We start from the raw sequence: 16,215 nt of genomic DNA, 5'->3' as shown, positions 1-16,215 counted from the left end.
GCCCGCCCGGGGCCGGCTCACACCTCGACCAGCACCTTGCCCCGATTGGCCTCCCGGTCCAGGTAGAGGCTCCGGTAGGCCTGCGGGATCGCGTCGAACCCCTTGTGCACGGTCTGGTGGTAGCGGATCTCCCCGCGGCCGACCAGCCCGCCCAGCTCGCGGTGCATCTGTGCCAACAGCGGCTCGGTGAACCACTCCTGGGCGAAGATCCCGCGGATCGTGGTGCGCGGGAACATGATGTACGGCAGCAACCGCGGCCCGGTCAGCTCGCCGTTCACCGTGGTCGCCCACTGCCAGCAGACCGCCACCCGGCTGTCCACGTTCAGCATGGTGAACACCGCGTCCGTAACGGCCCCGCCCAGGTTGTCGAAGTACCGGTCGACGCCGTCCGGGGCGGCCGACACCAGCGCCTGCCGGGCCTTCTCCGCGTCGTCGCCCTGCGTGTAGAGCACCACCTCGTCGAAGCCCAGCTCGCGCATGTACTCGGCCTTGCCCGGCGAGCCGGTGGTGCCGACCACCCGGCCGGCCCCGGCCCGCTTCGCCAACTGGCCCACCAGGGTGCCGACCGAGCCGGACGCCCCGCTGATCACCACGGTGTCGCCCGGGCGGACCTCCAGGAAGCGGGTGAGCGTGCCCCAGGCGGTCATCCCGGGCGCGCCCATGACGCCGAGCGCGGTGGACAGCGGCAGCCGCTCGTCGTACCAGGACGGGTCGAGCCGGCGGTAGGCCGGGAAGACCATCGGGAAGGTACCGGTCGTCCACAGCTCCTCGGCGCCGTTGTGGACGACATGGGTGCGCCAGCCGCCGAAGCCCTGCACCAGGTCGCCGACCGCGAACGCCGCCTCCGGCCCGGCCTCGGTCACCTCCATGATCGAGTCGGCGCCCATGTGGTGGCCGACCGGCGTCTCCAGCGCCAGGCCGTTCTGGTACGGGTCCACCGAGACGTACCTGGTCCGGAAGAGCATCTCGTCCGGCCGCAGGTCGATCTCGACGTCCTCCACGACCTTCTCGTAGATCCGGTTGACGTCGGGCACACCGTCCAGGTGCTCCCGGACCACCCACTTCTCGATCCTCATGCCAGGGCTCCCGTCTCCACGTTCTCGCTGTCCTCGGTCCGTCCCGCCCCGTCGGCCCCCGCCGGCGCCGCCTGCCGGGCCGGCCCCGCGGGCCGGCCCACCGGAATCACCAGGTGCGTCGGCAGCGGCGCGCCCGGGTCGATCTCGGCGGTGAACTCCAGTCCGTCGTCCCGGCAGATGAACTGCATGACGTGCCGCCCGGCGGCCGCCGCCCGGATCAGCCCGCCGATGGTCGCCCAGACCCCGGAGAGGTAGAAGTTCGACAGCCCCGGCAGCACCGGGCCGCTCTTCTTGATCTCCTCCTCCACCGTCTCGGCGCCCTCCACGAAGGGGTTCCAGCCGGGGAAGGTGCCGTCGTAGACGCCGGTGTAGCGGACCTGGGTGAGCGGGGTGGACACGTCGGCGACGGCCACCGCGTCCTTGAAGCCCGGGAAGCGCTCGTCCAGGAAGCCGACGATGCCGTTGCGGACCCGCCGTTTGGCCGCCAGGTACTCCCGGCCGTGCTTGACCGGCAGGGTGTGCAGTTCCTCGCCGCGCCGCACCCGCGAGGACCGCTCCGGGCCTTCCGACAGCGCCCGCCAGGGGGCGATGTCGGAGAAGTACGTCGCGAACACCACGGTCGAGCCGGACGGCGCCAGCTCGGGGTAGTGCCGGGTGCGGAACTGGACGTTCATCGAGGGGCAGCGGATCCCGGTCAGCTGGGCCGCCTCCCGCTCGCCCAGCAGGTAGGTGGTGCACGGGTCGCCGGTCGGGAAGGGCTTGCGCAGGCCCAGGAAGAGCGCCACGTACCCCGGCGACAGCTGTCCCGGCTCGTCGATCAGCGAGGTGTAGAGCCGGCGGTAGGTGTCGTTGAGGTACTGCCCCTTGAGCAGCTTCATCACCGTGGTGTGGCCGTCGGCGGCGGACACCACGATGTCGGCGCGGTACTCGCGGCCGTCGCTGAGCCGCACGCCCACCGCGCGGTCGTGCTCGACCAGGATCTCCTCGACCCTGGCGTTGTAGGTGATCTCCCCGCCGAGCCCGCGGTAGCGCTCCTCGATCGACCGGGCCAGCGCGAGCGAACCGCCCTCCGGCACCCCCGCGGCCCGGTTGGCGTGCGAGGCGAGCTGGAAGTAGAACGGCAGCACCGGGAAGGCCGGGTGCTTCTCGTAGAGGATGAAGTTGAACGCCTCGCGCAGCAGCGGGTCCTGGAACCGCTGCGAGAAGTCCGTCATCAGCACCGCGATGGACTTGCGGATGGTGTTGAAGTACGGCGTGAAGGAGGCCAGCATCCGCCAGCGCTCCAGCCGCCCCATCAGCCCGACCGGCTTGAGGAACGGATAGGCCGCGAGCGCCTTGCGGAAGGTCCTGATCCCCGCGCAGAACTCCCGGATCGGCGCCGCGTCGACCGGGGAGAGGCCGAGCAGGTGGGCCTCCAGCCGGTCCGGGTCGGAGTAGAAGTAGACCGCCCGGCCGTCCCGGGCCCGGACGATGTTGAACACGTCGAAGTGCCGCATCTCCTTGCCCTGGAGCGCGCCCAGTTCGAGCCAGATCTGGTACATCTCGTTGCCCGGGCCGTTGCCGAGCAGCCAGCTGATGCACCAGTCGAAGGTGAAGTCGCTGCGGTCCCAGCCGGTGCAGGAGCCGCCGGGGATCTCGTGCATCTCGAAGATCCTGGTGCGGTAGCCGTTCATCCGGGCGTAGCAGCCAGTGGACAGGCCGCCGAGCCCGCCACCGACGATGATCATCGACTCCCGCCGCTGGGCGGTGTCCGTCTGCCGTGCCATTCCTGGCCTTCCTCGTCGTCCTTGCCTAGCCGTGTGGGTGGGGTCGGCGACCGCTCACCAGGTGACCGGGAGCGCCTGCAGCCCGTTCACCATCGCGTCCTCCTTCCAGCGCAGTTCGCGCTCGGGGACGGCCAGCCGCAGCCCGGGCAGCCGGGTCAGCACCTGCTCGATCGCCACCTGGAGCTCCAGCCGGGCGAGGTGCGCACCAATGCAGTAGTGCACGCCGTGGCCGAAGCCGATGTGCGGGTTGGCCTGCCGGTCCAGCACCAGCCGCTCCGGCTCCTCGAAGACCTCCGGGTCACGGTTGGCGGCGGCGGTGGCGATCATCACCGCCTCGCCGGCCCGGATCACCACCCCGCCCAGCTCGACGTCCGCGGTGGCGTACCGGGGCAGGCTGAAGCCGGTGAGCAGCGGCACGTAGCGCATCAGCTCCTCGACGGCCTTCGGGATCAGCTCGGGGTGCTCCCGCAGCCGGGCCGGTTCCTCCGGGTTCACCAGCAGTTGGTGGAGGAAGTTGCCGATCTGGTTGGTGGTGGAGACGAACCCGGCGATCAGCAGGTCGCAGGCGATGGAGAGCAGTTCCTCCTCGCTGATCAGCTTCTGCTCCCGGCAGGCCGCCACCAGCGTGGTGAGCAGGTCCTCGCCGGGCTCGCGGCCGCGCAGCTCCAGCACCCCGGCCATGTAGTCGATGAACGCCTGCCCGTCGACGGCCAGCACCTCGCCGGGGGTGACGGCGGACAGCACCGTCTCCGCCCAGCGCCAGAGCATCCGGTGGTCCTCGGCCGGGATCCCGAGCACCTCGCAGATGATGGTGGTCGGCATCGGGATCGCGAAGTCCTCGACCAGCTCGGCGGGCCGGCCCTTGGCGAGGATGCCGTCGAGCAGTTCGTCGGCCAGCTCCCGGGCCCGCACCCGCAGCCGCTCCACCCGGCGGGCGCTGAACTCCTTGGCCACCAGCGAGCGCAGCCGGGTGTGCTCGGGCGGCTCGGTGGAGAACAGGCCGGCGCCGGTGCGGGCCACCGGGCGCATCCGCGGCTGGTCCTCGCCCATCGCGGCGGCGAGGCTGAACCGGGGGTCGCCGAGCACCTCCCGGACGTCCTCGTACCGGGTGACCAGCCAGGCGCCGTCGCCGTACGGCATCCGGATCCTGACCAGCGGCTGCTCGCGCAGCTCGGCGTAGCGGGGGTCGAGTTCGAGGCCGTTCGGCTCGAAGGGGTAGGTCAGCGGCGGGTGCTGGCGCAGCATGGGCGGATCCGTCTCTCGTGCGGGGGCGGGCAGGCGCGGGGCGCGGACCCGGACCGTCTCAGGACGCATAGGGGGCGGCTCCGGTGAGGATCGACCGGGCGAGCCCGGCGTTGTGGGCGATGAACTCGCGGTCGAGCATCTCGGCGTGCGGGCCGAAGCCCTTGAAGACGGCCGTCCCGGTGGCCGAGCTGCCGTGCCAGGCGCCGTGCTGCCCGGCCTCGTAGAGCGCCACCTTCTCGTCGTCGGAGATGACGCTGAGCGCGGCGGTGACCACCCCGAGGTTGGGCGTGCGGCTGCAGAACCGCAGGTAGTCCCGGGCCTGTTCGCGGGTCTCCTGGGCGACCGCGGCCGAACCGGTGTGCCGCTGGAGGTGCTCGGCCAGCTCCCGCTCGAAGGCCTGGAGGTGCTCGTCGGCGAGGTCGAAGGACTCCGGGATGCGGTGCGAGTCCATGATCACCACATTGGGCACCGCCCGGCCGCGCCGCTCCAGCTCCTTGGCCACCTCGAAGGCGAGGTTGCCGCCGAGCGAGTAGCCGAGCAGCGCGCACGGGCCCTCCGGCTGGAGCGCCTCGACGAGATCGGCGTACTGCGCGACCTTGTCGTCCCCGGTCACGTAGTTGAAGGCGACCATCCGGTACTCGGGGAGGTGCGCCGCGAACTGCCGGTAGACCAGGCCGTGGCCGCCGGCCGGCGGGAAGCAGAACAGCGTCTGCTGCTGCTCCTGGTTGAACCAGAGGTACGGCTGGCCGCCCTCGATCCGGCCGGTGATGATGTGCTCGACCGTCTTCGCCATCCCGTGCAGGGTGGTGACCTTGAAGAGCCGGCTGACCGGGATGCTGATGTTGAACTCGGACTGCAGCCCGTGGATCAGCTCGATCAGCTTGATCGAGGAGCCGCCCGACTCGAAGAAGTCGTGCTGCAGTCCGGGCTCCTCGATGCCGAGCAGCGTGCGCCAGTGCTCGGCCATCCGGACCTCGTAGAGGGTGACCGGCGGCTCCGAGGCCTCCGCGGCGTCCGTGCGGGGCTCGGGCAGCGCGGCGGTGTCCACCTTGCCGTTGGCGGTGAGCGGCAGCGCGGGCAGCTCCACGAAGTGCGTCGGGATCATGAAGGTCGGCAGGTGGCCGGCCAGTCGGCGGCGCAGCGCGCGGTGGTCGAAGGTCCGACCGGGGGCCGGTACGCAGTAGGCGCAGAGCACGGGCTCGCCGGCGTGGTCCGGCCGGACGGTGACCACGGCCCGCTCCAGCTCGGGCCGGTCGGCGAGCCGGCTCTCGATCTCGCCGAGCTCGATCCGGTGGCCGCGGACCTTGATCTGCGAGTCGGCCCGGCCGAGCAGGTGCACCCCGCCGTCGGCGTCCCAGCGGGCGAGGTCCCCGGTGCGGTAGAGCCGGACCGGCCGGGTGCCGTCGGCGCCGCCGAGCGGCAGGGTGGCGAAGCGGCCGGCGGTCTGCTCCTCGTCGCCGAGGTAGCCGAGCGCGACGCCGGAGCCGCCGATCCACAGCTCCCCGGTGACGCCGGGCGGCACGGGGCGGCCCTGCGCGTCGAGCAGGTAGAAGGCGCTGTTGGGGAACGGCCGCCCGATCGGCACCATCCGGCTGGGCTCCAGGCCGTCCGCCGGGCCCTCGAAGTACGCGCTGTCGATGGTGGTCTCGGTCAGGCCGTAGGAGTTGACCAGCCGCGTGCGGGGACCGCACAGGGCGCCCAGCCGCTGGTACTCCTCGACCTTCCAGACGTCCGAGCCGACCACCAGCAGCCGCATGAACGCCAGGTCCCGCCCGGTGCGTTCGCAGTGGTCCAGGACGGTGCGGACCACCGCCGGGACGAACTCGGCGGCGTCCACCCGCTCGGTGCGCATCACCTCGTACAGCCGGGCGGTGTTGAACAGCAGCTCCCGGCCGACCAGCACCAGGGAGCCGCCCGAGCAGAGGGCGCGGACCACGTCGCCGGTGAAGACGTCGAAGGACGGACCGGCCATCTGGAGGTGGACCCGGGCGTCGGTGTCCAGCCGGTACTCGGCCTGCCAGGCCCGGTAGGCCGAGGCGAGGTTGCCGTGGGAGACCCGCACCGCCTTGGGGCGGCCGGTGGAACCGGAGGTGTGGATGACGTACGCCGGGTCGTCGAGGCTCACCACCGCGTCGGTGAACCCGGCCGCGGGTGCGTCGAGTTCCGCGGTGCCGACCAGCCGGGCGGGCAGTCCGCCGAGCCGCTCGGGGTCGTCGCCGACCAGCAGGGCGGCACCGGCGTGCCGGACCATGTACGCCAGCCGGTCCACCGGGTGGTCCGGGTCCAGCGGCAGGTAGGCGGCGCCGGTGCGGAGCACCGCGAGCAGGGCGGTGACCAGCTCCGGCGACTTCGGCAGGCAGAGCGCCACCACGGTGCCCGGCCCGGCGCCCAGCTCGCGCAGCCGGGCGGCGGCCCGCCGGGAGCCCTCGGCCAGCTCGCCGTAGGACAGCCGGACGGTCGGGCCGGACTCGGCGGGCGCCGCCACCGCGGGCGCCTCCGGGTCGGCCGCCGCCGCGCGCAGCACCAGCTCGTGCACCGGCTCCGGGAACGCCACCCGCCGGCCGGCGCCGCTCCACTCCCGGAGCACCACCGCCCGCTCCTCGCGGCCGAGCAGTTCCAGACCGGTGGCGGCCCGCTCCGGCCCGGCCGTGGTCAGGGCGTCGACCAGGTTGACGTAGTGGCCGGCCATCCGGGCCATCGTCGCGGGCAGGAAGAGGTCGGTGTTGTACTTGAAGACGCAGTGGAAGCGGCGCTCGGCCTCGTCCTCGTAGGCGGACAGGGTGATGTCGAACTGGCCCTCTTCCTCGGGGAGTTCGATGTACTCCAGGTGGTAGCCGTACTTCTCGGTGGCCACCTTGTGGTGGAGCAGGATGAACATCGCCTGGAAGACCGCCGAACGGCTCGGGTCGTGCTGCAGCCCGAGCTTCTCCACCAGCAGGACGAAGGGGTACTCCTGGTGGTCGAGCCCGCCGAGCACGGTGGTCCGCACCCGGTCCAGCAGTTCGGCGACGGTCGGGGCGCCGGCCAGTGAGACGTGCAGCGGCAGCGGGTTGACGAAGTAGCCGTAGACGCCGGCGAACTCCTCGTCGGTGCGGCCGGTCACCGGGCTGCCGACGATGACGTCGTCCTGGCCCGCGTAGGCGTGCAGCAGCAGGTAGTAGGCGCTGAGCAGCACCATGAACACGGTGACGTTGTGCTCGCGGGCCAGCGCGTGCACCCGGGCACTGAGTTCCTCGTCGAGCACGAAGAACTCGGAGGCGCCGTTGTGGGTCTGCACCGCGGGGCGCGGCTTGTCGGTGGGCAGGCTGAGGATCGGCACCTCGGCGGGCAGGTGCGAGCGCCAGTACTCCAGCATCCTCGGTGCCTCGCGGCCGGCCAGGAAGGCGTTCTGCCGGTTGAGGAAGTCCAGGTAGCGGGCGGCCACCGGGGGCAGCTCGGGCACCCGGCCGCGGCGCAGCCCCTCGTAGACGGCGAGCAGTTCCTCGATGAAGGTGAAGGTGGAGATCGCGTCCGAGATGATGTGGTGGACGGCCTTCATGATCACCCAGCGGGCCGGTCCGCGCCGGAACAGCCGGAACCGCACCAGGGGGTCCCGCTCCAGGTCGTACGGCTTGCGGTACTCGCGGACGATCATCGCGTGGATGTCGTCCCAGGCCAGGCCCTCGACGTCGAAGACCCCGAAGTCCGGCTCCACCGCGGCGGAGATCCGCTGCACGGCCCGGCCGCCGTCCAGCACGAAGTTGGCCCGCAGGCTCGGGTGGCGCTCGACCATGGCCCGGAAGGCCAGGGCCATCAGCTCGGGCTCCAGCTCCACCCGGACCTCGACGGCGCCGCCGATGTTGTAGGCGAAGCCGTCCGGGTTGAGCTGCTTGAGGAACCAGAGCGCCTTCTGGTTCTGGGTCAGTGGGTGGGCCGACTCGTCCTCGTACCGCTCGACCTCGGCCGCGCCCGGGCCCTGCGGGTCCTCGTCCAGCAGCTCGGCCAGCGACTCGTGCAGCCGGGCGACCAGTTCGGCCACCGGGGTGTTGCCGAGCAGCGCCACCACCGGGAGCGTGGTGCCCAGTTCGCTGCTCAGCCGGGCCCGCAGCTCCATCGCGAGCAGCGAGTCCAGGCCGAGGCCGCCGAGGCCGGCGGCGGGGTCGACCTGCTCGGCGGGCACCCGCAGCACGGTGGCGGCCAGCGCGGTGAACCGCTCGGTGAGCAGCGCCCGCCGCTCCTCCTCCCCGGCCGCCCGCAGGGCGTCCAGCAGGCCGGTCTGCCCGGCCGCCGGGGCGGCCTCCCGGGCGGCCGCGGCGAGTTCGGCGACCAGCGGCGGCGGCGCCGGGTACCAGGAGAGGAACACCGGCCAGTCGACGACGGTGGCGACCAGCAGCTGGGCGCGGTCCTGGCCGAGCACCCGCTCCAGCACGGCCATTCCGGTCTCCGGGGCGAGCGAGCTCATGCCCCGGCTGTGCCGGTAGTGGTCGATGAGGCCGAGCTCCTCGATCATGCCGGTGGCCCAGGGGCCCCAGTCGAGGCTGAGCGCCGGCAGGCCGAGGGCCCGGCGGTGGTGGGCCAGGGCGTCCAGGAAGGCGTTGCCGGCGGCGTAGTTGGTCTGTCCGGCGGTGGTCAGCAGCGAGGCGATCGAGGCGAACAGCACGAAGTGGTCGAGCGGTTCGCCGGCCAGCTGCCGGTGCAGGGCGAGGGCGCCGAGCACCTTGGGGCCGTACACGGTCTCGAAGGTCGACCGGTCCAGCTCGCCGACCAGGGTGTCCCTGACCTGCCCGGCGAGGTGGAAGACGCCCCGCACCGGCGGCCGGTCCAGCCGCCGGTACTCGGCCAGCCAGGCGGCCAGCGCGGCCTCGTCGGTGACGTCCAGGACCGCCGGGACCGGCTCGGCGCCGAGCGCCTCCAGCTCGCGCAGGAACGCCGCCCGCTGCCCGGCCGGGCTCGCCGGGTCGAGGTCGCGCCACTGCTCGCGCGGCGGCAGCGGGCTGCGGCCGACCAGGATCAGCCGGCGGGCCCCGCGCTTCACCAGGGTGCGGCAGAGCAGCCGGCCGAGCGCCCCGAACGCCCCGGTCACCAGGTACGCCGCGTCCGCCCGCAGCCGGGGCGCGAGCGGCCGGCTCAGGCCCTCGGCCGTCCGCAGCCGGCTGGTCAGCCGCCGCCCGTCGCGCAGGGCGATCTCGTCCTCGTCCGCGAGGGCGAACTCCCGCAGCAGCGCCCCGGCCTCGGCCTCGGGCCCGGCACCGGCCTCCGCGGCTCCGGCTCCGGCTCCGGCTCCGGCTACAACTCCGGCTCCGGCCTCCTCGGACGGGCCGAGGTCGATCAGTTTGCCCTGGTGGGAGGGGAGTTCCTGGTGACGCAGGACGCGGGTGATGCCCCAGGCGGGGGCGGCGAGGGGTTCGACGAGCTCGCCGGGGGCGGTGGACTGGGCGGAGCGGGTGACCACGTGGAGGCGGCAGTCGGGGAGTTCGGCGGCCAGCAGCGCGGCCAGGGCGACCAGGCTGTAGGCACCCGCGGCGGTGTGACCGGCGACGACGGCGGGATCGGCCCCGGCCAGCCCGGGACGGTCGAGGTTCCACAGGTGGACCACGGCGGCGGGGTCGGGGGCGCCGGTGGCCCGGTGGTCGGCGAGCAGCCGGGCGAGGTCCTCGGCGGAGCCGGGGTCGACGGTGGCCGGGTGGCCGCCCCCGGCGGGCCGGTAGCCGGTACCGGCGCGGACCAGCAGACAGCTGCCGCCGCGCGCGGCGATCCGCCCGGCGAGGGCGTCGGCGACCCCGCCCCGGTCGGCGAACAGCAGCCAGTGGTCGGGGTGTTCGGCCAGCAGGTCGGGGGCTTCGGCGGCGGCCGGCAGCTCCGTCCAGGACGGTTCGGCGAGCCAGCCGTCGATGGTGGAGAGGCCGACGGCGGTGGCGGCCTGCTCGACGTCGGCGGCCCGGAAGCCGGTGATCCCGCCGAGCGGTGCGCCGTGCTCGTCGTGCACCGCGAGGTCGCCGACCAGCTCGCCGCCGGCGTCCCGGGTGACGGTGGCGTGCACCCAGAGCGGACGCTCGCCGACCTGGTCCAGCCGGACCTCCGCGATCGCCACCGGCAGCCGGATGCCGGTGCCCCCGGGGCGGCCGTCCAGCAGCTGGGGCGTCAGCAGGGTCTGGAAGAACGCGTCCATCACCACCGGGTGCACCTGGTGGTGCTCCCCCTGCCCGGCGACCGGCGCCGTCGGGCGGATCCTGGCCAGGGCCTCGCCGGGCCCGATCCAGACCTCCTCGATGCCCTGGAAGGCGGGGCCGTAGTGGTAGCCCAGCGCGGCGAGTTCCGCGTAGCAGTCGGGCCCGGCGAGCCGGCGCACCGCCCGCCCGCGCACCGCCCCGGCGTCCAACGGCCGGCCGGGCCGGCGGCGCTGGGCGGGGCGGACGCTGCCGACCGTGTGCACGGTGCGCTCGGCACCCTCGCCGGTGGCGACGGTGAACGTGCCCTGCTCCGCGGAGAGGGTCAGCCGGACGGCGCGGCTCTCCTCGTCCGGCAGGAACAGCGCCTTGCGCAGCTCGATGTCGGCCAGGGCGGCGTCCGTCCCGCCGGTGAGCGCGCGGACCGCCTGGACGGCCATCTCCAGGTACCCGGCGGCCGGGAACAGGACGTCGCCCTGGATCCGGTGGTCCTCCAGGTAGGGCAGCGCCTCGGCGTCCAGCCGGGCCTCCCAGGCCGGTTCCGCCCCGGGCAGCCGACGGCCGAGCAGCGGGTGGTCGAGCTCTCCGCGCCGGACCTGCTCGACCGGCCGGGGCTCCACCCAGTGCCGGTCGCGCCGGAACGGGTAGCGCGGCAGCGGGACGATCCGCCCGGCGGGCTGCAGCACCGACCAGTCGACCGCGACCCCGAGGTTGTGCAGCGCGGCCAGCGAGGCGGTCAGGACGGCCCGCTCGTCCTCCTGGCGGCGGATCGAGGGCAGGGTGCGCACCTCGGGCCGGTCCGCCGTGCCCGGGTGGGCCTCCACGGTCTCCTGGATCGAGCGGCCGAGCACCGGGTGCGGGCCGATCTCCAGGAACAGGCCGTAGCCGTCGTCGGTCAGCCGCTCCACGGCCTGCCGGAAGCGCACGCTGTCACGGACGTTGTGCCACCAGTACCCGGCGTCCAGTTCGGTGCCGTGCGCGGTGCCCTCGCGGCCGGTGAGGTAGAGCGGGACCTGCGCCGGACGGGCCTTGAGGTCGGCCAGCGACTCCAGCAGCTCGTCCTTGATCAGCTCCATCCGGGCGCTGTGGTACGGGACTTCGACGGTCAGCGGACGGGCGAAGACCTGCTCGGCGGTGAGCGCGGCGGCGAGCTCGGCCAGGGCCGGCTCGTCTCCCGCGAGGGTGAGCGAGCCGGGGCTGTTGACGGCGGCGACCGAGACGGCGCCCCCGTACGGGCGGATCCGGCGCAGCGCCTCGGCCTCGGTGAGCGCGACCGCGAGCATGCCGCCGGTGCCGGCGAGCCTCTGCTGCAGGCGGCTGCGGTGGACCACCACCTTGACCGCGTCGGCGAGGTCGTAGACACCGGCCTCGTGGAAGGCGGCGACCTCGCCGGTGGAGTGGCCGACGACCGCGTCCGGCCGCACGCCCCGGCTGCGCCAGAGCGCGGCGAGGCCGGTCTGGACGGCGAAGTTGGCGGGCTGGGCGAGCCAGGTCTCGGCCATCCGGGACGTCGCCTCGTCGGCGGCGAGTTCGTCGGTCAGCGACCAGCCGGTGAGTTCGGCGAGGTGTTCGGAGACCTGTTCGACGGCCTCCCGGTAGACGGGCTCGGTGGCGAACAGCTGACGGCCCATCGCCCACCACTGCGGGCCCATGCCGGTGAAGACCCAGGCCAGCCGGCGGTGCCGGGCCTCGCGGCGGTGGTCGGTGAGGACCCGGGGGTGCGGCTCGCCGCGCAGGTGGGCGCCGAGCGCCTCGTCGAGGGAGGCGCGGGCGGCGTGCTCGCGGGCGTCGTAGACGACCGACAGCCGGGCGTCGTGGTGCTGGCGGCGGTGGGCCAGGGTGTGGCCGAGGTCGGCCGGGCGGGCCGGGCTGCCGCCGCGGACGCCGGCCAGTTCCTCCCGGACGCCGGCGGCCAGTTCGGGCAGGGCCGCGGCCTCCCGGGCGCTGAGCGGCAGCACCGTCCAGGCGGGGACGTCGGCGCGAACGCCGGCGGGGACGTCGGCGGGAACGCCGGCGGGGTGCGCGAGGTCCGCGTCGGGCGCCGGGTCGTCGGCGGGCGCGGGCTCCGGCGCGGCCTCCAGCAGGACGTGCGCATTGGTGCCGCCGAAGCCGAAGGAGTTGACCCCGGCGCGGGCCGGTCCCTCGTGGGCCGGCCAGGGGGTCGGCTCGGTGGGGATCTCGTAGGGCAGGGTGGCCGGGTCGATCGCCGGGTTGAGCGTCTCCAGGTTGATGTGCGGCGGGATGGTGCGGTGTTCGAGGGCGAGCGCGGACTTGATCAGCCCGGCCAGGCCGGAGGCGGACTCGGTGTGCCCGATGTTGGTCTTCACCGAGCCGACGTAGCAGGTGTCGCCGGGGCGGCGGCCGACGGCGAGCGCCCGGGCCAGCGCGTTCGCCTCGATCGGGTCGCCGACCGGGGTGGAGGTGCCGTGCGCCTCCACGTACTGCAGGGCGCCCGGGGTGATCCCGGCCTCGGCGCAGACCCGCTCGATCAGCGCGACCTGGGCGTCCGGGTTGGGCACGGTGATGCCGTTGGTGCGGCCGTCCTGGTTGACGCCGCTGCCGATGACGACGGCGTGCACCGGGTCGCCGTCGCGCAGGGCGTCGGAGAGCCGTTTGAGCGCGACCACGGCGACGCCCTCGGCCCGGACGTAGCCGTCGGCGGCGGCGTCGAAGGTGCGCGAGCGGCCCTCGGGAGAGAGGAAGCCGCCCTTGGTCTCGGCGATGGTGTACTGCGGGGCGATGTGCAGCAGGGTGCCGCCGGCCAGGGCCAGATCGGTCTCGCCGCGCTGCAGGCTCTGCGCGGCGAGGTGGACGGCCACCAGCGAGGAGGAGCAGGCGGTGTCGATGGAGACGCTGGGGCCGCGGAAGTCGAAGCAGTGCGAGATGCGGTTCGACACCATCGTCATCATGGTGCCGGTGGCGGTGTGCGCGGCGAGCGTCTCGAAGGACAGGTCGGAGAACTGGACGATCTTGTAGTCCAGGGTGAACGCTCCGACGTAGACGCCGACCTCGCGGCCGGCCAGCTCGGCGGGCTTCTGCCCGCCGTCCTCCAGTGCCTCCCAGGCCACCTCCAGCAGCTTCCGCTGCTGCGGGTCCATGTGGTCGGCCTCGCGACCGCTGATGCCGAAGAACGCCGGGTCGAACTCGTCGAAGCCGTCGATGTAGCCGCCGCGGCCGCCGACCAGCCGGCCGGGCTTGGCCTTGTCGCGGCTGCCGAGGGTGGCGACGTCGTAGCGGCTGCGCGGGGTGGGGGTGATGCAGTCCTTGCCCTCGACCAGGTTCTGCCAGAACGACCGGTGGTCGCAGGCCCCGCCGGGCAGGCGGAGACCGATCCCGATGATCGCGATCTTCTCCCGCCCGGCGGCGGACGGACCGGCGGGTGCGGGGCGTTCGGAGGTTTCCGGTGAGGTGACGAAGCGGGAATCCGTCATGCGAGTCGAGTCCTTGGGTCGCTGCGTTCGCGCGCGCGGGTGGAGTGCGGGAGCACCGCGTGCGCGGGGGGACACGGGTCGGGGCGCCGGGTCCGGGCAGGCCGGACACCGGGGCGGCCGAGGGGACGGGCCGGTCGGTGGGGGTCGGTCGGAGGACGGGTGCGGGCGGATCGGCTCCGGTCGGGTCGGGTACCGGATGGACGGCTGGGGGCTGGACGGCTGGGAGCTGAACGGCGACGGGGTGAACGGCTTCGGGCTGGTCGGCTTCGGGCTGAACGGCTTCGGCGGGGTCAGGTCGAGCCGGTCGGGGAGCCCTCCGCCCGGGCCGGGCGGCGCCAGGCCTGGAGATGGCTGGCGATCACCCGGCCGGTGGCCGGGAAGGCGCCCGGATCGGCCAGCCCCACCGCGACCGGGCGGCGCCCCGGTTTCCAGGTGAAGCTGCCGAAGGCGTGGTCCCACACCGAGAGGTCGGAACCGTAGTGGCCGGCCTCCGCCAGGTCGGTGCTGTGGTGCAGGCGGTGCTGCTCGGGACCGGCGAGCACGTGGTTGAGCGGGCCGAGCCGGACGTCGATGTTGGCATGCACGAAGTAGCCCTGGGCGACGACGAACAGGCCCACCACGAACACCGCCGGCTCCGAGAAGCCGGCCAGCGCCAGCGAGAACTGGACACAGCCCTGGGTGAGCAGGACGTCCAGCAGGTGGTTGACCCCGTTGTTGCCGACGTTCACCTTGTCGGGCACGTGGTGGACCCCGTGCAGCCGCCAGAGCCTCGGGTTGGTGTGGCACCAGCGGTGGACCAGGTAATTGGCCAGCGAGCCGAGCAGCAGCGCGGCCGGGATCTCCCCCCAGAGCGGCAGCACCCCCGTGGACGGCGCCGCCCAGCCGACGAGAGCGGACACCGGGATCTGGGACAGCGCCCCGCCGATCATCGTCAGCACGAAGTAGATCCCGTACCAGCCCCACTCGCGCACATGCGGAAGCCATTCCGGTTCGTACGGAATCATCCGTTCGAGCAATGCCATGTAGGCGATCGTCCCGAGCAGGAAAAGCTGGTTCGCCCGGCCGAGGTCCCAGCGCAGACGCAGGGTCGCCACCGATACCACGACGAGGCCGACCAGCAGGAACGGATAGGCGACCCGGCGCAGCACGGTCCGAAGCTGCTCACGCATGACAGCCCCCTTTCGCGGCCCTTCGTCGAACGATCACCGAAAGTGTTCGTTCAGATACTAAGGGCGCCCCGAAGGCATCGCCAGGCATTTTCGAGGAGAATCATGGAATTCTCGATTTGTCCGATGATCTACAGAGAACCCCGATCCCGCGCCTTGCCGGAAATCATCGCCATTCGACCGACAGAAGCTTTTGCCGATGATTTTATTTACGGCATTATCAACCCCGCGCGTTTCACGCTCCTGATCACCGGCGCCGTCTCCAGCGTGCCGACACCCTCCAGCGCGCCCAGCCGCTCCGTCAGGTAGTCGTAGAACGCCTCGGTGTCCCGGCAGACCAGCCCGGCCACCAGGTTGGCCGGCCCGGTGGTCGCCGCCACGAAGGCCACCTCCGGATGGTCCGCCATCGCCCGCCCCACCGCCGCCAGCCGCCCCGGCGCCACCGTCAGCCAGCAGAACGCCTCGATCCCGTAGCCGAGCGGGCGGGGATCCACGTCCACGTCGAAGAAGAGCAGCCCGGACCCGGTCATCCCGGCCAGCCGCCGGCGCACCGTCGCCTCCGGGCTACCGGTCCGGGCCGCCAGCGCGGCGAGCGGCGTCCGCCCGTCCACCGCGAGCGCGGCCAGCAGCGCGCGGTCCAGCCCGTCCGGCGCCACCGGTCCGGACGCGCCCGGCGCGGCCGGACGGGGCACGCCCGGCGCGGCCTTCCCTCCCGGCGACCCCGGCACGACCGGCACACCCGGCGCGCCCGCCGGAGCGGACCCGGCCGCCGGCGCCGCACGGAGCAGCCGCCCGGCCTGCTCCGCGCTCAGTGCCGAGGTCCGCCCGCTCCACGCCACCCGCCCGCCGACGTAGGTGCGCAGCAGGTAGTGCGCCGCGACCGACAGCACCCGCGGGGTCCGCGGCAGCTTGCCGAGCAGCAGTTCCTCCCGCTCCGGCCGGACCGGAGCGCGGGCGTTGCAGACGATCTCGCCGCCGGACAGCAGGCTCACCCAGGAGGTGTCCGGCCGCCGGGCCAGCGCCTCGGCGATCGACGCCGCGGCGTCCGGCACGCAGCGGATCCGGGTCAGCCAGTCGACCTGGCCGAGCAGCCGGGCGCTGGTGCGCCCCACCACCCGCACCACCCCGGCGCCGCGCAGCCGCCGGTAGCGGCGGGCCACCGTCTGGTCGGACACCCCGAGCACCTCGGCGATCCGCCGGAACGGTGCCCGGCCGTCCACCTGCAGGGCGTGCAGCAGTGCCCGGTCCAGCTCGTCCAGCGTCAGGGTTTCCACCGTCCGGAGGGTAGCCGGTGTCGGGATCCGCCGGAATCCTCCCGCCGAGCGGCGCAACGGCCGCCCCCGCACGGAAGGTGACGGGGCGTCGGCCGGACCGGGCGGCACGGA

At 73.6% G+C, this 16,215-nt stretch carries 6 protein-coding genes; all 6 read right to left on the bottom strand.

What is annotated here, in order from left to right; translation table 11 throughout:
* Positions 1 to 17: 17 nt before the first annotated feature.
* On the bottom strand, positions 18 to 1,076 hold the full coding sequence (locus tag ACFVVL_RS24645) for an MDR family NADP-dependent oxidoreductase (protein WP_387678669.1): 1,059 nt from the start codon (positions 1,074 to 1,076) through the stop codon (positions 18 to 20).
* Positions 1,073 to 2,803: a phytoene desaturase family protein gene (locus ACFVVL_RS24640; protein ID WP_387678872.1), complete on the bottom strand. Its 1,731-nt coding sequence runs from the start codon at positions 2,801 to 2,803 to the stop codon at positions 1,073 to 1,075. Before ACFVVL_RS24640 ends, ACFVVL_RS24645 begins: the two co-directional genes overlap by 4 nt.
* Positions 2,804 to 2,896: 93 nt before the next feature.
* Complete coding sequence (locus tag ACFVVL_RS24635) at positions 2,897 to 4,087, bottom strand: cytochrome P450 (protein ID WP_380290078.1); 1,191 nt, start codon at positions 4,085 to 4,087, stop codon at positions 2,897 to 2,899.
* A gap of 58 nt (positions 4,088 to 4,145) precedes the next feature.
* The gene (locus ACFVVL_RS24630) at positions 4,146 to 13,664 is read right to left on the bottom strand and encodes an amino acid adenylation domain-containing protein (protein ID WP_387678665.1); all 9,519 of its coding nucleotides are present in this window, start codon (positions 13,662 to 13,664) and stop codon (positions 4,146 to 4,148) included.
* A gap of 290 nt (positions 13,665 to 13,954) precedes the next feature.
* A complete protein-coding gene (locus ACFVVL_RS24625) occupies positions 13,955 to 14,833 on the bottom strand; it encodes a sterol desaturase family protein (RefSeq protein WP_387678662.1) in 879 nt (292 codons plus the stop codon).
* 206 nt (positions 14,834 to 15,039) lie between these two features.
* Complete coding sequence (locus ACFVVL_RS24620; RefSeq protein WP_380290072.1) at positions 15,040 to 16,104, bottom strand: Lrp/AsnC family transcriptional regulator; 1,065 nt, start codon at positions 16,102 to 16,104, stop codon at positions 15,040 to 15,042.
* Between the last annotated feature and the right edge of the window lie 111 nt (positions 16,105 to 16,215).

The sequence above is a fragment of the Kitasatospora sp. NPDC058115 genome (assembly GCF_042884635.1).
Lineage (GTDB): Bacteria > Actinomycetota > Actinomycetes > Streptomycetales > Streptomycetaceae > Kitasatospora.
The sequence above is the reverse complement of the archived record's forward strand: the minus strand, read 5'-3'. Positions and strand labels throughout refer to the sequence as shown.